This is a genomic window from Pseudomonas sp. WMBT8 (assembly GCF_050916005.1).
Lineage (GTDB): Bacteria > Pseudomonadota > Gammaproteobacteria > Pseudomonadales > Pseudomonadaceae > Aquipseudomonas.
The window spans coordinates 855,276-876,281 of sequence record NZ_CP188096.1; the positions used below are offsets into that span (position 1 = coordinate 855,276).

Annotated in this window: 19 protein-coding genes; 14 read left to right on the plus strand and 5 right to left on the minus strand. The window is 58.5% G+C overall.

All coding sequences use genetic code 11. The features are described 5' to 3' along the window. Positions 1-73 precede the first annotated feature (73 nt). Positions 74-1,768 carry a lactate permease LctP family transporter gene (locus ACO77H_RS03595; protein ID WP_169955093.1) on the minus strand — a complete coding sequence of 565 codons (1,695 nt, stop codon included), beginning with the start codon at positions 1,766-1,768 and terminating at the stop codon, positions 74-76. Between the two features lie 260 nt (positions 1,769-2,028). On the opposite strand from ACO77H_RS03595, the gene ACO77H_RS03600 reads away from it, so the two are divergent. Continuing rightward, entirely contained in the window at positions 2,029-2,796 is a 768-nt protein-coding gene (locus tag ACO77H_RS03600) for an FCD domain-containing protein (RefSeq protein WP_070994380.1), read from the plus strand. A gap of 66 nt (positions 2,797-2,862) precedes the next feature. On the opposite strand, the gene smpB is transcribed toward ACO77H_RS03600, so the two are convergent. Continuing rightward, positions 2,863-3,345 (minus strand): SsrA-binding protein SmpB, encoded by a 483-nt coding sequence (gene smpB, locus ACO77H_RS03605; protein ID WP_029299012.1) that lies wholly within the window; start codon positions 3,343-3,345, stop codon positions 2,863-2,865. A gap of 168 nt (positions 3,346-3,513) precedes the next feature. Here smpB and ACO77H_RS03610 point away from each other — a divergent pair, with 168 nt between their 5' ends. Beyond that, positions 3,514-3,948 (plus strand): type II toxin-antitoxin system RatA family toxin, encoded by a 435-nt coding sequence (locus tag ACO77H_RS03610; protein ID WP_032862891.1) that lies wholly within the window; start codon positions 3,514-3,516, stop codon positions 3,946-3,948. Continuing rightward, positions 3,941-4,255 (plus strand): RnfH family protein, encoded by a 315-nt coding sequence (locus ACO77H_RS03615; protein WP_169955092.1) that lies wholly within the window; start codon positions 3,941-3,943, stop codon positions 4,253-4,255. The genes ACO77H_RS03610 and ACO77H_RS03615 overlap by 8 nt, the downstream gene beginning before the upstream one ends. Before the next feature lie 61 nt (positions 4,256-4,316). Here the strand turns inward: ACO77H_RS03615 and ACO77H_RS03620 are convergent, their stop codons facing one another. After that, positions 4,317-4,844 (minus strand): outer membrane protein assembly factor BamE, encoded by a 528-nt coding sequence (locus ACO77H_RS03620; RefSeq protein WP_169955091.1) that lies wholly within the window; start codon positions 4,842-4,844, stop codon positions 4,317-4,319. 98 nt (positions 4,845-4,942) lie between these two features. Between ACO77H_RS03620 and fur the strand changes: the two genes are divergently transcribed. Next, complete coding sequence (fur, locus tag ACO77H_RS03625; RefSeq protein WP_038448157.1) at positions 4,943-5,347, plus strand: ferric iron uptake transcriptional regulator; 405 nt, start codon at positions 4,943-4,945, stop codon at positions 5,345-5,347. A gap of 85 nt (positions 5,348-5,432) precedes the next feature. Here the strand turns inward: fur and recN are convergent, their stop codons facing one another. Further along, positions 5,433-7,106, minus strand: coding sequence for a DNA repair protein RecN (gene recN, locus ACO77H_RS03630; protein ID WP_432755023.1), 1,674 nt, complete (start codon positions 7,104-7,106; stop codon positions 5,433-5,435). A gap of 232 nt (positions 7,107-7,338) precedes the next feature. Between recN and grpE the strand changes: the two genes are divergently transcribed. From grpE to ACO77H_RS03670, 8 genes are all read left to right on the plus strand, one after another. Then, entirely contained in the window at positions 7,339-7,908 is a 570-nt protein-coding gene (gene grpE / locus ACO77H_RS03635; RefSeq protein ID WP_169955089.1) for a nucleotide exchange factor GrpE, read from the plus strand. Positions 7,909-8,011: 103 nt separating this feature from the next. After that, positions 8,012-9,931 carry a molecular chaperone DnaK gene (dnaK, locus tag ACO77H_RS03640; RefSeq protein WP_169955088.1) on the plus strand — a complete coding sequence of 640 codons (1,920 nt, stop codon included), beginning with the start codon at positions 8,012-8,014 and terminating at the stop codon, positions 9,929-9,931. A 316-nt stretch (positions 9,932-10,247) separates the two neighbouring features. Next, entirely contained in the window at positions 10,248-11,372 is a 1,125-nt protein-coding gene (gene dnaJ / locus ACO77H_RS03645; protein WP_169955087.1) for a molecular chaperone DnaJ, read from the plus strand. Between the two features lie 10 nt (positions 11,373-11,382). After that, positions 11,383-12,189 (plus strand): 4-hydroxy-tetrahydrodipicolinate reductase, encoded by an 807-nt coding sequence (gene dapB, locus ACO77H_RS03650; protein ID WP_169955086.1) that lies wholly within the window; start codon positions 11,383-11,385, stop codon positions 12,187-12,189. A gap of 259 nt (positions 12,190-12,448) precedes the next feature. Then, the gene (gene carA, locus ACO77H_RS03655; RefSeq protein WP_169955085.1) at positions 12,449-13,585 is read left to right on the plus strand and encodes a glutamine-hydrolyzing carbamoyl-phosphate synthase small subunit; all 1,137 of its coding nucleotides are present in this window, start codon (positions 12,449-12,451) and stop codon (positions 13,583-13,585) included. Positions 13,586-13,690: 105 nt separating this feature from the next. Continuing rightward, the gene (gene carB / locus ACO77H_RS03660) at positions 13,691-16,912 is read left to right on the plus strand and encodes a carbamoyl-phosphate synthase large subunit (RefSeq protein ID WP_169955084.1); all 3,222 of its coding nucleotides are present in this window, start codon (positions 13,691-13,693) and stop codon (positions 16,910-16,912) included. Then, the gene (greA, locus tag ACO77H_RS03665; protein ID WP_032862903.1) at positions 16,909-17,385 is read left to right on the plus strand and encodes a transcription elongation factor GreA; all 477 of its coding nucleotides are present in this window, start codon (positions 16,909-16,911) and stop codon (positions 17,383-17,385) included. Before carB ends, greA begins: the two co-directional genes overlap by 4 nt. A gap of 28 nt (positions 17,386-17,413) precedes the next feature. Beyond that, the gene (locus ACO77H_RS03670; protein WP_432755024.1) at positions 17,414-17,818 is read left to right on the plus strand and encodes an MFS transporter; all 405 of its coding nucleotides are present in this window, start codon (positions 17,414-17,416) and stop codon (positions 17,816-17,818) included. An 8-nt stretch (positions 17,819-17,826) separates the two neighbouring features. Here ACO77H_RS03670 and ACO77H_RS03675 read toward each other — a convergent pair whose 3' ends face one another. Further along, positions 17,827-18,135, minus strand: coding sequence for a YhbY family RNA-binding protein (locus ACO77H_RS03675; RefSeq protein ID WP_029298992.1), 309 nt, complete (start codon positions 18,133-18,135; stop codon positions 17,827-17,829). Between the two features lie 105 nt (positions 18,136-18,240). On the opposite strand from ACO77H_RS03675, the gene rlmE reads away from it, so the two are divergent. Continuing rightward, positions 18,241-18,891 (plus strand): 23S rRNA (uridine(2552)-2'-O)-methyltransferase RlmE, encoded by a 651-nt coding sequence (rlmE, locus tag ACO77H_RS03680; RefSeq protein ID WP_038445965.1) that lies wholly within the window; start codon positions 18,241-18,243, stop codon positions 18,889-18,891. A gap of 200 nt (positions 18,892-19,091) precedes the next feature. Further along, on the plus strand, positions 19,092-21,002 hold the full coding sequence (ftsH, locus tag ACO77H_RS03685; RefSeq protein ID WP_029298988.1) for an ATP-dependent zinc metalloprotease FtsH: 1,911 nt from the start codon (positions 19,092-19,094) through the stop codon (positions 21,000-21,002). Positions 21,003-21,006: the final 4 nt, after the last annotated feature.

Consider the following 21,006-nt stretch of genomic DNA (forward strand, 5'->3'; position numbering starts at 1 on the left):
AGCAGACTGGGTTGTGAATAGCTGACGCCGCAAGGCGGCTGCGGCGTCGGTTCTTACGGTATTGCCTGTGGTCTTAATGCACCAGCATGCCGGTGAACCAGTACGCCTGGGCGTAGGTAATCAGGCCGACAATCGTGGCGAAAAACAGACTGTGCTTGAGGGTGAAGCGGAACAGGTCGGACTCCTTGCCCACAAGGCCGGTCGCGGCGCAGGCCACGGCGATCGATTGCGGGGAAATCATCTTGCCGGTCACGCCGCCACTGGTATTCGCCGCTACCAGTAGGGTGTCGTTGACGCCGATCTGGTGGGCGGTGGTGGCTTGCAGGGAGCTGAACAGGGCGTTGGACGAGGTATCGGAACCGGTGAGGAACACGCCCAGCCAGCCAAGGAACGGCGAGAAGAACGGGAATGCCGCACCGGTGCCGGCCAGTACCAGGGCCATGGTCGAAGACATGCCGGAGTAGTTGGTCACGAACGCGAACGCCAACACCATGCCGATGGACAGGATCGGCCAGCGCAGCTCGTAGAAGGTCTCTTTCAAAGTGGTCAGACCAGTTTTGAAATTGATCTTCAGCACCAGCATGGAGATCAGTGCGGAGAAGAAAATCGCCGTGCCGGTGGCGGAAATCGGATCCAGCTTGAACACCGCGGGGATGGCGGTCGGGTTGGTGACGATCGGCGCAACCTTGATCACCATCTGGTCCAGGTGCGGAATCGCAAAGTTGAACACCCAGCTGTACATCGAGCCGCCGGCGGCGAACATCGCCTTGAACGGCTTGAGGGTCCAGATGGTCACCAGCACGGTCAGGATCAGGAACGGCGACCAGGCCTTGAAAATTTCCATCAGGCTGTAGGGCGATGCCACGGAAGTGCGCGGCTGGCCGAAACCGCCGACGCTGCCGGTGATCGAAACGCTGGAGGTGGCGCCAGCAATCTGTGCGCCCGCAGTGCGCTTGGGCTGCCAGACTTTCAGGAACAGGGTCAGGGAAATCAGGCTGGCCAGGGCCGAGGTGATGTCCGGCAGTTCCGGGCCGATAAAGTTGGAGGTGAAGTACTGGGTAATGGCAAAGCTCAAGCCGGCCACCAGTGCCGCAGGCCAGGTTTCCTTGACGCCGCGCACACCGTCCATCATGAACACCAGCCAGAACGGTACGAACAGCGACAGCAGTGGCAGTTGGCGGCCGGTCATGGCGCCGATCTTGAAGGCGTCGATGCCGGTGACCTGGCCAGCGACGATGATCGGGATCCCCAGGGCGCCGAACGCCACTGGCGCGGTGTTGGCAATCAGGCACAGGCCGGCGGCGTACAGTGGGTTGAAGCCCAGTCCTACCAGCAGTGCGGCAGTAATCGCCACGGGTGCGCCGAAACCGGCGGCGCCTTCGAGGAATGCACCGAAGCAGAAGCCGATCAGCAGCACTTGCAGGCGCTGGTCATCGGTAATCGACAGCACGGAGCTGCGGATTACTTCGAACTGGCCGCTCTTGACCGTCAGTTTGTAGAGGAACACTGCGGCGACGATGATCCAGGCGATTGGCCACAGGCCGTAGGCAAAGCCGTAGCCGGCAGCGGCGAATGCCATGTCGACCGGCATCTGGAAGGCGAAGATCGCCACCAGGATCGACAGCGCCAGGGTGATGCTCCCGGCAACATGGCCTTTAAGGCGAAACACCGCCAGGGCCAGGAAGAAAAATACGATGGGAATAACGGCGGCCAGTGCGGACAGGCCAAGGCTGCCGAGTGGGCTGTAAAGCTGTTGCCAGGTTTGCATATGGGGTGGCCCCTAATTGTTGTTGGTCATGCATGCTCAGCTGATTTGGGTAATTGGTAAGACCAATTTACAATCGCTGATGGCTAGGTTAAGAGCCTTCGGGGTGATGTGTCAATTTGCCGCCTGAGAAACTTTGGTCGCATGTCGGCGGGCGCGGGGTCTGATCGGTGTAATCAAAGGGGCTCTGATAGGTGCCGACAGCGCGGCAATAGGCCAGAATAGAGGGCCCGGCGAGTGGCCGGGATCGTGGAGAGTCAGTTATGGCGTTTGATCAGGTGCGTCAGCGCCGTTTGTCCGACGATATTGTCGAGCAGCTTGAGGGCATGATCCTTGAGGGCACGTTGAAGTCGGGCGAGCGATTGCCAGCCGAGCGCGCACTGGCTGAACAGTTTGGTGTGTCGCGGCCGTCGTTGCGCGAGGCGATCCAGAAGCTGGCGGCCAAGGGGTTGCTGGTCAGTCGTCAGGGCGGCGGCAACTATGTGGTGGAGACGCTGGGTTCAACCTTCAGCGACCCATTGCTGCATCTGCTGGAAAACAACCCCGAAGCCCAGCGTGATCTGTTGGAGTTTCGTCAGACGCTCGAGGCGTCTTGCGCCTATTACGCGGCGTTGCGCGCCACGGAAGTGGACCGCGAGCGGCTGACGGCAGCCTTTGATGCCTTGCAGGATTGCTACACGCGTGACGATGAGGTGAGCCGTATTGAAGAGGGCGCGGCCGATGCCAGGTTTCACTTGGCTATCGCCGAAGCGAGCCACAATGCGGTATTGCTGCACACTATTCGCGGTTTGTTTGATCTGCTCAAGCGTAACGTGGTGACCAATATCGGTGGCATGTACCAGCAACGCAGCGAAACCCGCGACATGCTGATCAATCAGCATCGCGACTTGTACCTGGCGATTATCGAAGGGCGGGCGGAACAGGCGCGGGAGGTTTCAACACGTCACCTGCTGTACGTGCAGGAAGTGTTGGAAGAAGTGCGTCAGGAAGTCCAGCGCATGGCGCGGGCGGAGCGGCGCAAGGGGATGTGACCGGCAGTTGCGGCGCAGGGAGCAGGCTCCCTGGCCACACGGGCTCGCATCAAGGGCCGGGGAAGATCAGTCTTCCTTGCCCTTGTTGCGTACGGCGCGCTGCAATTCCCGATTGGAGTCGCGCTCGCGCTCGGTATCACGCTTGTCGTATTCCTTCTTGCCCTTGCCCAGTGCGATCTCGCACTTGACCAGGTGCTTGCTCCAGTACCACGACAGGCAGACGCAGGCGTAGCCCTTCTGTTGTACGGCAGCGGCGAGCTTTTCCAGTTCGCGCGCATTGAGCAGCAGCTTGCGCGTACGCACTGGGTCGGCAATGACGTGGGTGCTGGCGGTCATCAACGGCGTGATATGACTGCCGAGCAGCCAGGCCTCGCCATCCTTGAGCAGCACGTAACTGTCGACCAGCTGCAACTTGCTGGCGCGCAGACTTTTTACTTCCCAGCCGGCCAGGACCAGACCAGCCTCGAACCGATGTTCGATGAAGTAATCGTGTCGCGCCTTTTTGTTCTGCGCGATGGTCCCTGTTGGGTGTTTCTTTTGTTTAGCCATAGGGGCGGCATTATAGGGAGTTGCGAGCGTGTCGGCTACGGTCAACCTGCGTGCTTGAGCGTGTTGGACGAATCCCGGACAATACCGCCAGTTTTCTGGTTTTTTTCTCTCGCGAATCGGGCAGTCTTTTCGCGATGTTTGCCGCTCAGCTTCGGAAATAACGTTCCCATGACGACGCATATTCAACGCTCGGCCCTGCTGCCGTATCCGGCGCAAGCGCTTTATGACCTGGTCAACGACGTGGCGAGCTACCCGGATTTCCTGCCCTGGTGCTCCTCATCCACGGTATTGGAGAGCAGCGATGAGCATATGCGTGCGAGTCTGGAGGTGTCCAAGGGCGGGCTTGGTCAGAAGTTTGTGACGAGCAACGTCCTGGTGCCTGGTCGATCCATCGAGATGAATCTGGAAGAGGGGCCGTTCACTCAACTGCATGGTGTCTGGGTATTCAAGCCATTGGGGGAGAAGGCGTGCAAGATCAGCCTGGACCTGACGTTTGATTACGCAGGCTCCATCGTGCGGGCGACCTTGGGGCCGCTGTTCAATCAGGCGGCGAACACCCTGGTGGATGCGTTTTGCCAGCGCGCCAAGCAACTGCATGGCTGAGTCCATGATTGAGATTGAGGTGGTCTGTGCGGCAGTGGATCGCCAATTGTTGTTGAATCTGGCGGTTGCGCCGGGGACGAGCCTGCGGGCGGCGGTGCTGGTTTCAGGTATTGCGGCTCAGTTTCCTGAACTGGATGTTGCCAGTTGCCCCTTGGGAATTTTCGGCAAGGTTGTGGCGGATGCTGAAACGCGTAGCGTGCAGCTCGGCGATCGCATCGAGATTTATCGCCCTTTGTTGGCGGATCCCAAAGAGGTAAGGCGCTTGCGAGCGGCTAAAGCAGCCGAAGCGCGACGGCAAAATCCATAACCTGCGAAATAGCAGGCAACAAAAAGCCCGGCATGCCGGGCTTTTTGTTGAGCGATGCAAATTATTGCGGGCCTGTATCCAGAGGTTCTGGTGTTGGCACCGGAACGGTTTCGACGCTGTCGATATCTTTCTGGATGGTGTCCAGCAAGGAGCCAGGCTTGGCCGGCACTTCGGACTTGGGTTTTTCAGCATTCTGCGCTGGCGCAGTGACGCTGGTCCCGCTGTCCTTGCCCAACAGGGCTTCATCGCGGCTTACGCCAGGCATGAAGTCGCCGGAAAGGCTGACGAGTTGGTCATTGCCATTAAAGATGACACTGACGCGCTCCTGTTGGCGTTCCCCGCCTCCAGGCTGCAGGCTATAGAGATAATCCCAGCGATCGGCATGGAATGTGTCGGTCAGCAGGGGATTGCCCATGATAAACCGTACTTGCCGTCGGGTCATTCCCGGGCGTAACTGGTCTATCATGTCCTGCGTGACGACATTGCCCTGCTGGATGTCGATTTTGTAAACCCCGGGGAATGAACAACCGGCGAGTGCGAGCAGTCCCACAAGGGTGAAACTGGTTAGCAAGAGCTTGGTGTTTTGCATCGGTGGGCGACTTCCACTATCTTGGCTGGGACAACGTAAACGCCGATCATACCCGTATTAAGAGAAGCTGCGAAGCAGCATCCGCGAGAAAGCTAACCATGGTTGAAAATAGCGAACTACGCAAAGCCGGTCTTAAAGTGACTCTGCCACGAGTCAAGATTCTACAAATGCTCGATTCCGCCGAGCAGCGCCACATGAGTGCCGAGGATGTCTACAAGGCACTGATGGAGTCTAACGAGGACGTCGGCCTGGCCACGGTTTACCGTGTACTGACCCAGTTTGAAGCCGCAGGGCTGGTGGTTCGTCATAATTTCGACGGCGGTCATGCAGTGTTTGAACTGGCTGACGGTGGTCATCACGACCATATGGTTGACCTGGATACCAATGAGGTAATCGAGTTCACCAGTCCTGCAATCGAGAAGCTCCAGCATGAGATCGCTGAGCAGCACGGATTCGATTTGGTGGACCATAATCTGGTCCTGTACATACGTAAGAAAAAGTAAGAAAGCTACGCAGATTCGCTCTGCGAAACGATCGAAGGCGACCTTAGGGTCGCCTTCGTGCTTTCTAGCGAGGGAAAACTCGCGATCAGACCTTCGCCGTCACCACCATTTTCTTCGCATGGGCCAGGGACTCCTTGGTCAGATCGATGCCGCCGAGCATGCGCGCGACTTCTTCCACCCGTTCGGTCTTGTTCAACTTAGACACCGCAGTGTGTGTGGCATCACTGCCCCGCACCTTATGCACAAACAGATGCTGATGCCCCTGGGCTGCCACCTGGGGCAAGTGGGTAACGGTCAATACCTGCCCGCGCTCACCGAGGCGACGCAGCAGTTGGCCGACAATTTCCGCGGTTGGCCCGCCGATCCCCACGTCCACTTCGTCGAAGACTAGGGTCGGTACGCGAGAGGTCTGGGCAGTGATGACTTGGATCGCCAGGCTGATCCGTGACAGCTCGCCACCAGACGCCACCTTGGCCAGTGCCTTGAGGGGTTGGCCCGGGTTGGCGCTGACCAGCAGTTCGACTTGCTCAAGGCCGTTGGGCATCAGTTCATTGCCGCTATTGGCGTGTAGCTCGATGGTGAAGCGCCCGCCGGGCATGCCCAAGCGCTGGATTTCCTGTTCCACCGCGCAGGCCAGTGCGGTTGCGGCCTGGTGTCGCAGGTCGCTCAACTCCCGCGCTTTTTCCTGGTAGTGGCGGGCGAAAGAGGCCAGTTCATCAGCCAGGCGCTCAATGGATTCATCGTTGGCGTTCAGGGTTTCGATCTCGTCCAGCAGTTTTTGCTGCATGGCTGCGACTTCTGTTGGTTGGATCCGGTGTTTGCGCGCCAAGGTATAAATAGTGTCGAGGCGTTCTTCGATCTCTTGCAGGCGAGCCGGGTCGGCATCGAAGTGGTCAAGGAAGCGGTTCAACTCGCCAACCGCCTCTTCTACCTGGATCTGCGCACTGGTCAGCAGTGTGGTGGCTTCATTTAGTGAGCCGGAGCCGCTGTTTACGCTCGACAGGCGGTTAAGGCTTGCCGTCAGTGCGTTCAGCACATTGCCGGAGTCACTTTCGCTGCATTGCTCGACAACCTGGCGGCAGATGCCCAGCAGGGTTTCGGCATTGGTCAGGTTCTTGTGTTCCTGTTCCAACTGTTCCAGTTCGGTTTCGCCCAGGCCCAGACTTTCCAGCTCTTCCAGTTGATAGCTGAGGAGTTGGTGGCGGGCCCGTTGTTCGTCGCCGGAATTGGACAGGCGCTCCAGTTCCAGGCGGGTCTGGCGCCAGCGCTGCGCGGCCAACTGCACTTGGCGAGCCAGGTCGGTGGCGCCGGCGTACTCATCCAGCAGGCGGCGGTGGGTGTCGGTTTTCAGCAGGGATTGATGCTCGTGCTGGCTGTGGATGTCGATCAACAACTCGCCGAGGGCCTTCAGGTCGCCGAGGGGGCAGGGCGTGCCATTGATGTAGCCTCGGGAGCGGCCTTCGGCGGTGATCACGCGGCGCAGGATGCATGGGCCGTCGTTGTCCAGGTCACGTTCGGCGAGCCAGGCGCTGGCTTCCGGGATATCTGCCAGGTCAAAGGTCGCCAGGATATCGGCCTTGTCTGCACCCGGGCGAACCACGCCACTGTCGGCGCGATCGCCTAGGGTCAGGCCCAGGGCGTCGAGCATGATCGACTTGCCGGCGCCGGTTTCGCCTGTGATTACGCTCATCCCGCGATCCAGTTCAAGATCCAGATGCTCAACGATGGCGTAGTTATGTACGGACAGGTGAACCAGCATAATGGCTGCTCCCAGGCTTTAGGTCTGGTTATTTATACAGTGTTTTGTTTGGCGCTGACAATCCTGCGGCTTAGCTCAATTTGCTTGGATGGCGATGTTTTTTAGCGCGATGTGGAATGTGCGGGAAAGTGTCGGTCAGGACATGTCGGCCCTTGAACCTGGAAATTGTGGCCCCATATACCGGAACAGAAGCGCGAGTTGAGTTCGCGCAGGATTTTGAAAGGAGAAAACTATGGCTGACGAACAGACGCTGGATACGCAAAACCCAGACGCCAACCAGGCCTCGCAGGCAGCGGGTGAAGACCTGGTGGCTCGTGTGCAGGTGCTCGAAGAGCAACTGGCAGGCGCTCAGGATCAGGCTTTGCGTGTTGCTGCCGATCTGCAGAACGTCCGCCGCCGCGCCGAGCAGGATGTAGAGAAAGCCCACAAGTTCGCGCTGGAAAAGTTTGCCGGTGATCTGTTGCCGATCATCGACAGCCTGGAGCGCGGCCTGGAGCTGTCCAGCCCGGACGACGAAAACATCCGAGCCATGCGCGAAGGGATCGAACTGACCCTGAAAATGTTCCAGGACACCCTGAAGCGTTATCAGTTGGAAGCCATCGATCCACAAGGCGGCGAGCCGTTCAACGCGGAGCATCACCAGGCCATGGCCATGCAGGAAAATGCTGACCTTGAGCCCAATAGCGTGTTGAAGGTGTTCCAGAAGGGCTACCAGCTCAACGGTCGCCTGTTGCGTCCGGCGATGGTGGTGGTGAGCAAGGCTCCCGCACCGGTTTCGCCATCGATTGACGAGCAGGCTTGAAATCGTTCGTAACGACCCCATTTATAAGTCAAGCGTTTAAGTGCTACCGCAGTTAGCCACCACTGCTGCGGCAACCAAATCCAAAGTTTCGGGAGAGTGAATCATGGGCAAAATTATCGGTATCGACCTGGGGACTACCAACTCCTGCGTCTCCGTGCTGGAAAACGGCGTATCCAAGGTTATTGAGAACGCAGAAGGCGCGCGTACCACTCCGTCCATCGTGGCTTATGCCAACGACGGCGAGATCCTGGTAGGCCAGTCCGCCAAGCGTCAGGCTGTGACCAATCCGCATAACACCCTGTACGCGGTAAAGCGTTTGATCGGTCGTAAGTTCGACGAAGAAGTCGTACAGAAAGACATCAAGATGGTGCCGTACAAAATCGCCAAGGCCGACAACGGTGACGCCTGGGTTGAAGTGAACGGCCAGAAAATGTCGCCACCGCAAATCTCGGCTGAAATCTTGAAAAAGATGAAGAAGACCGCCGAAGACTACCTGGGTGAAGCAGTGACTGAAGCGGTGATCACCGTTCCTGCCTACTTCAACGACAGCCAGCGCCAGGCGACCAAAGACGCCGGCCGCATCGCGGGCCTGGACGTAAAACGTATCATCAACGAACCTACCGCGGCCGCTCTGGCTTACGGTATGGACAAGGCCAAGGGCGACCACACTGTGATCGTTTATGACCTGGGTGGCGGTACTTTCGACGTTTCCGTGATCGAAATCGCTGAAGTTGATGGCGAGCACCAGTTCGAAGTGTTGGCGACCAACGGTGACACGTTCCTGGGCGGTGAAGACTTTGACATTCGTCTGATCGACTACCTCGTTGACGAATTCAAGAAAGAAAGCGGCATGAACCTCAAGGGTGACCCGCTGGCGATGCAGCGTCTGAAAGAAGCCGCTGAAAAAGCCAAGATCGAACTGTCTTCGAGCAATTCGACCGACGTGAACCTGCCGTACATTACTGCAGACGCCACCGGTCCTAAGCACTTGAACGTGAAGATTTCGCGCGCCAAGCTTGAATCGCTGGTTGAAGACCTGGTTCAACGCACCATCGAGCCTTGCCGCATCGCCCTGAAAGATTCAGGTATCGATGTAGGCTCGATCAACGACGTGATCCTGGTCGGTGGTCAGACCCGTATGCCGCTGGTGCAGCAGAAGGTCACAGAGTTCTTCGGTAAAGAAGCGCGTAAAGACGTCAACCCGGACGAAGCAGTTGCCATGGGTGCTGCCATCCAAGGTGCGGTACTGGCCGGTGACGTGAAGGACGTGCTGCTGCTGGACGTCAGCCCGCTGACCCTGGGTATCGAAACCATGGGTGGCGTGATGACCGCGCTGATCGAGAAAAACACCACGATTCCTACCAAGAAATCGCAAGTGTTCTCGACTGCCGATGACAACCAGGGCGCAGTGACCATTCACGTGCTGCAAGGTGAGCGTAAGCAGGCCGCGCAGAACAAGTCCCTGGGCAAGTTCGACCTGGCCGAGATTCCACCAGCTCCACGTGGCGTGCCACAGATTGAAGTGACCTTCGACATCGACGCCAACGGCATTCTGCACGTAGGCGCCAAGGACAAGGCTACTGGCAAGACTCAGTCGATCGTGATCAAGGCCAACTCCGGCCTGTCCGAGGAAGAAATTCAGCAGATGATCAACGATGCTGAAAAGAACGCCGAGGAAGATCGCAAGTTCGAAGAGCTGGCCGCTGCCCGTAACCAGGGTGATGCGCTGGTTCACTCGACTCGCAAAATGATCGCTGATGCTGGCGAAAAAGTGACTGCTGAAGAGAAGACCGCAATCGAAGCCGCCGTGGTTGCCCTGGAAGCCGCTGTTAAAGGCGACGACAAGGCCACCATCGACGCCAAGGTTGAGGAACTGTCGAAAGTCTCCGCGCCGGTCGCTCAGAAGATGTACGCCGAGCAGGACCCGCAAGGTGACGCTGCGGCGCAACAGGCAGAGCCTGAAGCCAAGCACGACGACATTGTCGATGCTGACTTCGAAGAAGTTGACGACCAGAAGAAGTAACTTGGTCGCCCGGTTGACCGCTATCAAGCGGTGACTGGTAGGATGTCGCCGCGCGGGAGCTTGCTCCCGCGTTGGCGTGTCTGGGGTACGGGAATTTTTACAGCATGCGACAAGGTTCGGATGCTGGCGGTGTGATCGGGAATGCTCCTGCTTTGCGATCAACAGTCACCGCGTTTTTAGCTGGGTCTCGGCTGAGAGCAGTAAAGACCAGGATCGTTGAATTTGACGTGAGTTGGGTCCGGGCCTGTATTGGGGCTCAACGAGTTTGGCAGGCTCAGGAGGGTTTTGCCGAACGTCCTTAAGAGTGCAAAGACTTATGGCAAAGCGTGACTATTACGAAGTGTTGGGTGTGGAGCGCGGCTCCAGCGAGGCGGACCTGAAGAAGGCCTATCGTCGCCTGGCGATGAAGCATCACCCTGACCGTAATCCGGATAGCAAAGAATCCGAAGAAATGTTCAAAGAGGCCAATGAGGCCTACGAATGCCTGTGTGATCCGAACAAGCGTGCCGCCTACGACCAGTACGGCCATGCTGGTGTCGATCCAAGCATGGGTGGCGGCGGTGCCGGTTTTGGCGGGCAGAACTTCTCCGACATCTTTGGTGATGTTTTCAGCGACTTCTTTGGTGGCGGTCGCGGCGGTCAGCGCGGCGGTGCTCAGCGCGGCAGCGACTTGCGCTACACCCTGGAGCTGAACCTGGAAGAAGCCGTGCGCGGCACCAGCGTCAACATCCGTGTACCGACGCTGGTCAACTGCAAGCCGTGCGATGGTTCGGGCGCCAAGAAGGGCTCTTCGCCGATCACTTGCCCAACCTGTGGCGGTATTGGTCAGGTGCGCATGCAGCAGGGTTTCTTCTCTGTGCAGCAAACCTGCCCGCGCTGCCATGGTCAGGGCAAAATCATTTCCGATCCGTGCGATTCCTGCCACGGCGAAGGGCGTGTCGAAGAGTACAAGACCCTGTCGGTGAAAGTGCCTGCGGGTGTTGATACCGGTGACCGCATCCGCTTGTCCGGTGAAGGCGAGGCGGGTACACAGGGTGGTCCGACGGGCGACCTGTATGTGGTGATCAATGTGCGCGAGCACGCGATCTTCCAGCGTGACGGCAAGCACCTGTTCTGCGAAGTGCCGATCAGCTTTGTCGATGCGGCCCTGGGTGGCGAGCTGGAGATTCCGACCCTCGAAGGGCGGGTCAAGCTGAAGATCCCCGAGGGGACGCAGACCGGCAAGCAGTTCCGGATCCGTGGCAAGGGTGTGGCGCCGGTGCGCGGCGGTGGTGCGGGCGACTTGATGTGCCGTGTGGCTGTCGAGACGCCGGTCAACCTGGATCGTCGCCAGCGTGAGTTGCTCGAAGAGCTGCGCGGCTCGCTGGCCGGTGATGGCTCCCATTCGCCCAAGACTGCTGGCTGGTTCGAAGGCGTGAAGCGCTTCTTCGGCGACCTGTAAGGACGTGGATATGCGACGTATAGCAGTGATGGGCGCCGCCGGGCGCATGGGCAAGAACCTGGTGGAGGCGGTGCAGCAGCGCTCGCCTCTGTCGGGGCTGACTGCGGCAATCGTACGCCCCGGCAGTACGCTGATTGGCGCCGATGCTGGCGAGTTGGCTGCGCTGGGGCGGATCGGTGTGGCGCTGTCCGGCAGCCTGGAGCAAGTGGCTGATGAATTCGATGTGTTGATCGATTTCACCCTGCCCGAAGTGATGCTGAAAAACCTGGCGTTCTGCCGCAAGGCGGGCAAGGCCATGGTCATTGGCACCACCGGCCTGAATGCCGAGCAGAAGCAGTTGCTCGTCGCGGCGGGCAAGGATATTCCTATCGTGTTTGCCGCCAACTTCAGTGTAGGCGTCAACTTGTCGCTGAAGTTGCTCGACATGGCTGCACGGGTGCTGGGTGATGATGCGGATATCGAGATCATCGAGGCCCATCACCGGCACAAGGTCGATGCGCCATCGGGGACCGCCATGCGCATGGGTGAAGTGATTGCCGATGCGTTGGGGCGCGATCTGTCGAAAGTCGCGGTGTATGGTCGCGAGGGGCATACCGGTGTTCGCGAGCGCGAGACCATTGGCTTTGCCACTGTGCGCGGCGGTGACGTGGTCGGTGATCACACGGTGCTGTTTGCTGCCGAAGGTGAGCGCCTGGAAATCACCCACAAGGCCTCCAGCCGCATGACTTTCGCCAAGGGCGCAGTGCGTGCGGCATTGTGGCTGGAGGGGCGCGAAGCGGGCCTCTATGACATGCAAGATGTGCTGGATCTGCGTTAATCAGTAGCAAAAACGGGCCCCGGGTATTACTCTAGGGCCCCGTTTTTACCCGCTAAGCGACGTCCTGTCGCATTCTCCTGCCTTTTCGGCTCATTAGCGGTGGACCAAAAAAGCCTTTTTCTGTAAGCTACAGCTTTAGTGTGTCCACTAAAAGCGCGCAGAATAATTCGGTGAAGAAGCGGGGTGACGTGTCCATACGTCACTCCGCTTTTTTACAACCTGCGATCGCCCTTTCAGGCTTTATTTACGGGAGGTCTTCTTGACTAAGCCAGCCATACTCGCCCTTGCTGATGGCAGCATTTTTCGCGGCGAAGCCATTGGAGCCGACGGTCAGACCGTTGGAGAGGTGGTGTTCAACACCGCCATGACCGGCTATCAGGAAATCCTTACCGATCCTTCCTACGCCCAACAGATCGTTACCCTGACCTATCCGCACATCGGCAACACCGGTACTACACCGGAAGACGTCGAGTCTGATCGTGTTTGGTCGGCCGGTCTGGTGATTCGTGATCTGCCACTGGTTGCGAGCAACTGGCGTAACACGATGTCTCTGTCCGATTACCTGAAAGCCAACAACGTGGTGGCAATCGCTGGTATCGACACGCGCCGCCTCACGCGCATCCTGCGTGAAAAAGGCTCGCAAAACGGCTGCATCATGGCCGGTGACAATATTTCCGAAGAGGCTGCGATTGCTGCAGCGCAGGGCTTCCCTGGCCTGAAAGGCATGGACCTGGCGAAAGTTGTCAGCACCAAAGAGAAGTACGAGTGGCGCTCCACTGTCTGGGACTTGAAGACCGACAGCCACGCGACTATCGAAGCCAGCGAGCTGCCGTACCACGTCGTGGCCTACGACTACGGCATCAAGTACAACATCCTGCGCATGCTGGTCGAGCGCGGTTGCCGCGTAACCGTGGTGCCGGCGCAAACCCCGGCCGCCGACGTACTGGCCCTGCAACCGGATGGCGTTTTCCTGTCCAACGGCCCGGGTGACCCGGAGCCATGCGACTACGCCATCAAGGCCATCAAGCAAGTGCTGGACACCGAGATCCCGGTATTCGGTATCTGCCTCGGTCACCAACTGCTGGCCCTGGCCTCCGGCGCCAAGACCCTGAAAATGGGCCATGGCCATCACGGTGCCAACCACCCGGTACAAGACCTGGATACGGGCGTGGTGATGATCACCAGCCAGAACCACGGTTTTGCGGTGGATGAAGCCACCTTGCCGGCCAACGTGCGTGCCATTCACAAGTCGCTGTTCGACGGCTCCCTGCAGGGTATCGAGCGCACCGACAAGAGCGCGTTCAGCTTCCAGGGCCACCCTGAAGCGAGCCCGGGCCCGAACGACGTAGCGCCGCTGTTCGACCGTTTCATCAATGAGATGGCCAAGCGACGCTGACTGAGTGGCTTGCGGGCGGCCCCGAATTTCGGTGGCCCCCGCAGGCTCTTCAAAGATTGTTCAAGACGGCTTGCCGACTGACCTGCGGATTTGAGTGACAAACCCATGCCAAAACGTACAGACATAAAAAGCATCCTGATTCTCGGCGCTGGCCCGATCGTTATCGGCCAGGCCTGTGAATTCGACTACTCCGGCGCCCAGGCCTGCAAGGCCCTGCGCGAAGAGGGTTACCGCGTCATCCTGGTGAACTCCAACCCGGCCACCATCATGACCGATCCGGACATGGCCGACGCCACCTACATCGAACCGATCAAATGGCAGACCGTTGCCAAGATCATCGAGAAAGAGCGTCCGGACGCACTGCTGCCGACCATGGGTGGCCAGACTGCACTGAACTGTGCCCTGGACCTGGAGCGCGAAGGCGTCCTGGAAAAGTTCGGCGTAGAAATGATCGGCGCCAATGCCGACACCATCGACAAGGCTGAAGACCGTTCGCGTTTCGACAAGGCCATGAAGTCTATCGGTCTTGATTGCCCGCGCTCGGGTATCGCCCACAGTATGGAAGAGGCCAACGCGGTTCTCGAAAAGCTGGGCTTCCCGTGCATTATTCGTCCGTCCTTCACCATGGGCGGCACCGGCGGCGGTATCGCTTACAACCGTGAAGAGTTCGAAGAAATCTGCGCCCGCGGCCTGGATCTGTCGCCGACCAAAGAGCTGTTGATCGACGAATCCCTGATCGGCTGGAAAGAGTACGAGATGGAAGTTGTCCGCGATAAAAAGGACAACTGCATCATCGTCTGCTCGATCGAAAACTTCGACCCGATGGGCGTGCACACAGGTGACTCGATCACCGTTGCACCTGCGCAAACCCTGACGGACAAGGAATACCAGATCATGCGTAACGCCTCGTTGGCGGTACTGCGTGAGATCGGCGTTGAAACCGGCGGTTCCAACGTTCAGTTCGGTATCTGCCCGGACACAGGCCGCATGGTCGTGATCGAGATGAATCCGCGTGTTTCGCGTTCTTCGGCGCTGGCATCAAAAGCTACCGGCTTCCCGATTGCACGCATCGCTGCCAAGCTGGCGATCGGTTACACCTTGGACGAGCTGCAAAACGAAATCACTGGCGGTGCTACGCCGGCGTCCTTCGAGCCGTCGATCGACTACGTCGTCACTAAGCTGCCGCGCTTCGCTTTCGAGAAGTTCCCGAAAGCCGACGCCCGCCTGACCACTCAGATGAAGTCGGTCGGTGAAGTCATGGCCATTGGCCGGACATTCCAGGAGTCCCTGCAGAAAGCCCTGCGTGGCCTGGAAGTGGGCGTTTGCGGTCTGGACGAGAAGCTCGACCTGAGCAACCCGGAAAGCATGAGCATCCTCAAGCGCGAGCTGACCGTCCCGGGCGCCGAGCGTATCTGGTACGTGGCTGACGCCTTCCGCGCGGGCATGACCGTCGAAGACATCTTCGGCATGAACATGATTGACCCGTGGTTCCTGGTGCAGATCGAAGATCTGATCAAGGAAGAAGAGAAGGTCAAGACCCTGGGTCTTTCCTCTATCGACCGCGACCTGATGTTCCGCCTCAAGCGCAAAGGCTTCTCCGACCAGCGTCTGGCCAAGCTGCTGGGTGTGACCGAGAAAAACCTGCGCACCCACCGCCACAAGCTGGATATCTTCCCGGTCTACAAGCGTGTTGACACCTGCGCCGCAGAGTTCGCCACCGACACCGCGTACCTGTACTCCACTTACGAGGAAGAGTGCGAAGCCGCGCCGTCGGGTCGCGACAAGATCATCATTCTGGGTGGCGGTCCAAACCGTATCGGCCAGGGCATCGAGTTCGACTACTGCTGCGTACACGCCGCCCTCGCCCTGCGCGAAGACGGGTACGAGACCATCATGGTCAACTGCAACCCGGAAACTGTTTCCACTGACTACGACACTTCTGACCGCCTGTACTTCGAGCCGGTAACGCTGGAAGACGTGCTGGAAATCTGTCGCGTCGAGAAACCAAAAGGCGTGATCGTGCAGTACGGCGGGCAAACCCCGCTGAAACTGGCGCGGGCCCTGGAAGCGGCCGGCGTGCCGATCATCGGTACCAGCCCAGACGCCATCGACCGTGCCGAAGACCGTGAGCGCTTCCAGCAAATGGTCGAGCGCCTGAACCTGCGTCAGCCGCCAAACGCTACTGTGCGCAGCGAAGACGAAGCCATCCGCGCCGCCAGCAAGATCGGCTACCCGCTGGTGGTGCGTCCGTCGTACGTGCTGGGCGGCCGGGCGATGGAAATCGTCTACGAAGAAGACGAACTCAAGCGCTACCTGCGTGATGCGGTGAAAGTGTCCAATGACAGCCCGGTGCTGCTGGACCACTTCCTCAACTGCGCCATCGAGATGGACGTGGATGCGGTCTGCGATGGCACCGACGTAGTGATCGGCGCGATCATGCAGCACATCGAGCAGGCGGGCGTTCACTCCGGTGACTCCGCATGCTCCCTGCCACCGTACTCGCTGCCGCTGCACATTCAGGACGAGATGCGCGAGCAGGTCAAGAAAATGGCCTTGGAGCTGGGTGTGGTCGGCCTGATGAACGTACAGTTGGCGCTGCAGGGCGAAGACATCTATGTCATCGAGGTCAACCCACGTGCCTCGCGTACCGTACCGTTTGTTTCCAAGTGCATCGGCGTATCCCTGGCAATGATTGCCGCCCGTGTGATGGCCGGTAAGACCTTGAAGGAAATCGGCTTCACCAAGGAAATCATTCCGAACTTCTACAGCGTGAAAGAGGCGGTATTCCCATTCGCCAAATTCCCTGGCGTGGACCCGATCCTGGGCCCAGAGATGAAGTCCACCGGTGAAGTGATGGGTGTGGGCGATACCTTCGGCGAAGCATTCGCCAAGGCCCAGATGGGCGCCAGCGAAGTGCTGCCGACCGGCGGTACTGCGTTTATCAGCGTGCGTGATGATGACAAACCACTGGTTGCAGGCGTGGCCCGTGATCTGATCAACTTGGGCTTCGAAGTCGTGGCCACTGCCGGGACCGCCAAGCTGATTGAAGCCGCTGGCCTGAAAGTGCGTCGCGTGAACAAGGTAACGGAAGGCCGTCCGCATGTGGTCGACATGATCAAGAATGACGAAGTCACCCTGATCATCAACACCACCGAAGGTCGCCAGTCGATCGCGGACTCCTACTCCATTCGTCGTAATGCCTTGCAGCACAAGATCTACTGCACCACCACCATTGCTGCTGGCGAAGCCATCTGTGAAGCGCTCAAGTTCGGTCCGGAAAAGACCGTGCGTCGCTTGCAGGATCTACACGCAGGATTGAAGGCATGATCAAATACCCTATGACTGTCCAGGGCGCCAAGGCCCTGGAAGAGGAGCACGCCCACCTGACCAAGGTCGTACGTCCAAAGCTGAGCCAGGACATCGGTACGGCCCGTGAGTTGGGTGACTTGAAGGAAAACGCCGAATACCACGCTGCTCGTGAGCAGCAAGGTATGGTCGAGGCGCGGATCCGTGATATCGAAGGGCGCATGCAGAATGCGGTCATCATCGATGTCACGACCATTCCGAAGACCGGCAAGGTGATTTTTGGCACGACTGTGGAAATCGCCAACGTCGAGACGGATGAAAGCGTGACTTACCATATCGTGGGTGAGGACGAGGCTGACTTCAAACTCGGCAAGATTTCCGTCGGTTCGCCGCTGGCCCGTGCCTTGATCGCCAAGGAAGAGGGTGACGTGGTCGCCGTCAAGACGCCTGGTGGCGTGATCGAGTACGAGATTGTCGAAGTTCGTCACATCTGAAGGAGGGCGCCCGCTTCCAGCGGGCGCCATGCTTTGGCAGTTGGCCCAGATGCTTTGGGTTGGCGGCCTGTGGCTGTTACACCTGGGTGTATTGCCGGTACTGGGCATGATTGGCCTGGCGCCGTTGCTGATCGATGAGATCGGCGGATTATTGAGTGCGCTGCTGGTGGGATTTGCGGCGGCGTGCGTGACTCTCCAGGCATTGGTGCTGGTCAAGGCCGAGGGCTTGGGGAGTTTGTGGCGGGATATGCGCGGGCAACTGCTGTTGATGGCGCTGTATGCGTGCGCAATGTATTGCGTGGTGCGCATATTGCTGCCGGAAGCGTTGCGCTGGCAGCTGTTCAGCTATCTTGTGCTAGGGTTTTCTGGCTTGGTGCTGGTGGTACAGCCGGTGCCGGGATGGAGTGGCAGGGCGCGCGAAGCACGCCCGTGACCCTTGTATCATTTGAAGCGGTGAACGTTCGACAATTGCTTGTTGGCGCTGAAATTCTTGCGATACAGCAGCGCCATCTTGCCGATGACCTGAACCAGGTCCGCCTTGCCCACCTTGCACAGTTCTGCAATGGCGGCCAGGCGCGCTTCGCGATCGAGGATATTGACCTTGATCTTGATCAGCTCGTGATCGCCTAATGCGCGTTCAAGTTCGGCTAACACACCTTCAGTCAAACCGTTGTCAGCCACGATCAAAACTGGTTTCAGATGGTGGCCAATGGATTTGTACTGTTTCTTCTGCTCTTGAGTGAGCGGCATAATCTGACCCCTGCGTCTGATCTTGTAAAAAGCGGCGGCCAGTTTACCCGAGCGAGTCCGGGACCGCCCAGTTAATCACGACCCGTTTTATTTTCGAGGTGGCCCGTGGCCCGTTCCAAAACTAGCCTTAACTGGCTTAAAGAGCATTTCAACGATCCTTACGTCAAAAAGGCGCAAAAGGATGGCTACCGTTCCCGGGCCAGCTACAAGCTGCTGGAGATCCAGGAAAAGGACCGGTTGATCCGTCCAGGCATGAGCGTAATCGATCTTGGCGCAGCCCCAGGTGGCTGGTCCCAGGTGACCAGTCGTCTGATTGGTGGGCAAGGCCGGTTGATCGCTTCCGATATCCTGGAGATGGACAGCATCCCTGATGTGACCTTCGTCCATGGCGACTTTACCCGCGATGACGTGTTGGCACAGATCCTCGAGGCTGTCGGAAATTCGCAGGTAGACCTTGTGATTTCGGATATGGCCCCCAATATGAGTGGATTACCAGCCGTGGATATGCCACGCGCCATGTTCCTGTGCGAATTGGCACTGGATCTGGCAGGAAGGGTTCTGCGTCCGGGTGGTGATTTTCTGGTCAAGGTCTTCCTTGGGGAAGGTTTTGACGAGTACCACAAGAACATGCGCAAGCTGTTCGACAAGGTGCAGACCCGCAAGCCTGACTCGTCGAGGGACAGGTCTCGCGAGCAGTATTTGCTGGGCCGCGGTTACCGCGGTGTCGAAGGCGCTGCCAGTGATGAGCGTCTTTAAAGGTTTTAAGGGAGTCGATAGGTTTTTTTATATCGCTTTCGTCACGAAGCTTTACGAATATTGTGTAGTCAAAGTTTCACAAAGGGTTACAGACGGCGCCTGCCAGAGTTGTAGGTAATGTAGTAAGTTAGGCCGGTGAATATCATGCGAAGCGCGCGCCAGTAGCGGAGCTTGCTTCAGAGGGTAGTTAATTGAACGATATGGCAAAGAATCTGATCCTGTGGTTGATCATCGCGGCTGTCCTGGTGACGGTGATGAACAACTTCTCCAGCCCTAACGAGCCGCAGACCCTCAACTATTCCGACTTCATCCAGCAAGTTAAGGATGGCAAGGTCGAGCGCGTAGCGGTTGATGGCTACGTGATCACCGGCAAGCGCAACGATGGCGACAGCTTCAAGACCATCCGTCCGGCGATCCAGGACAATGGCCTGATCGGCGACCTGGTGGACAACAAGGTGGTCGTCGAGGGCAAGCAGCCTGAGCAGCAGAGCATCTGGACCCAGTTGCTGGTAGCCAGCTTCCCGATCCTGGTGATTATTGCCGTGTTCATGTTCTTCATGCGCCAGATGCAAGGTGGTGCAGGAGGCAAGGGCGGGCCGATGAGCTTCGGCAAGAGCAAGGCGCGCCTGCTTTCCGAAGACCAGGTAAAAACCACCCTGGCTGACGTTGCCGGTTGCGACGAAGCCAAGGAAGAAGTCGGCGAGTTGGTCGAGTTCCTGCGCGACCCAGGCAAGTTCCAGCGCTTGGGTGGCCGTATTCCTCGCGGCGTACTGATGGTTGGTCCTCCGGGTACCGGTAAAACCCTGCTCGCCAAGGCGATTGCCGGCGAAGCCAAGGTGCCGTTCTTCACCATTTCCGGTTCCGACTTCGTCGAGATGTTCGTCGGTGTAGGCGCCAGCCGTGTGCGTGACATGTTCGAGCAGGCCAAGAAGCACGCGCCATGCATTATCTTCATCGATGAAATCGACGCTGTCGGTCGCCATCGTGGTGCGGGCATGGGCGGTGGTCATGATGAGCGTGAGCAGACCCTCAACCAGTTGCTGGTGGAGATGGACGGCTTTGAAATGAACGACGGCATCATCGTGATTGCCGCCACCAACCGTCCTGACGTACTTGACCCGGCGCTGCTGCGTCCGGGCCGTTTCGACCGCCAGGTGGTGGTTGGCTTGCCGGATATCCGTGGCCGCGAGCAGATTCTCAAGGTCCATATGCGCAAAGTGCCAATGGGCGATGACGTGGCGCCGGGCGTGATTGCCCGTGGTACTCCTGGTTTCTCCGGTGCCGACCTGGCCAACCTGGTGAACGAGGCCTCGCTGTTCGCTGCCCGTACCGGCAAGCGCATCGTCGAGATGAAAGAGTTCGAGCTGGCCAAGGACAAGATCATGATGGGCGCTGAGCGCAAATCCATGGTCATGTCCGAAAAAGAGAAACAGAACACCGCTTATCACGAAGCCGGTCATGCCATTGTCGGTCGCGTTGTGCCTGAGCATGACCCGGTCTACAAGGTGTCGATCATTCCTCGTGGTCGGGCGTTGGGTGTCACCATGTTCCTGCCGGAAGAGGATCGTTACAGCCTCTCCAAGCGTGCCCTGATCAGCCAGATCTGCTCGCTGTACGGCGGCCGTATCGCTGAAGAGATGACCTTGGGCTTTGACGGTGTAACCACCGGCGCGTCCAACGACATCATGCGTGCCAGCCAGATTGCGCGGAACATGGTCACCAAGTGGGGTCTTTCGGAAAAACTCGGCCCGCTGATGTATGCCGAGGAAGAAGGCGAAGTATTCCTGGGTCGTGGTGGCGGCGGTCAAAGTGCCAGCTTCTCCGGCGAGACTGCCAAGCTGATCGACTCTGAAGTGCGCAGCATCATTGACCAGTGCTACGGCACGGCCAAGCAGATCCTTACCGATAACCGTGACAAGCTCGACGCCATGGCTGATGCCCTGATGAAGTACGAGACTATTGATGCCGAGCAGATCGACGACATCATGGCTGGCCGTACTCCTCGCGAGCCTCGTGATTGGGAAGGTGGTTCGGGTACTTCTGGAACACCGCCAGTGGTACAGAATGAGCGCCCGGAAAACCCAATCGGCGGCCCGGCTGCCGACCTTTAAGGCT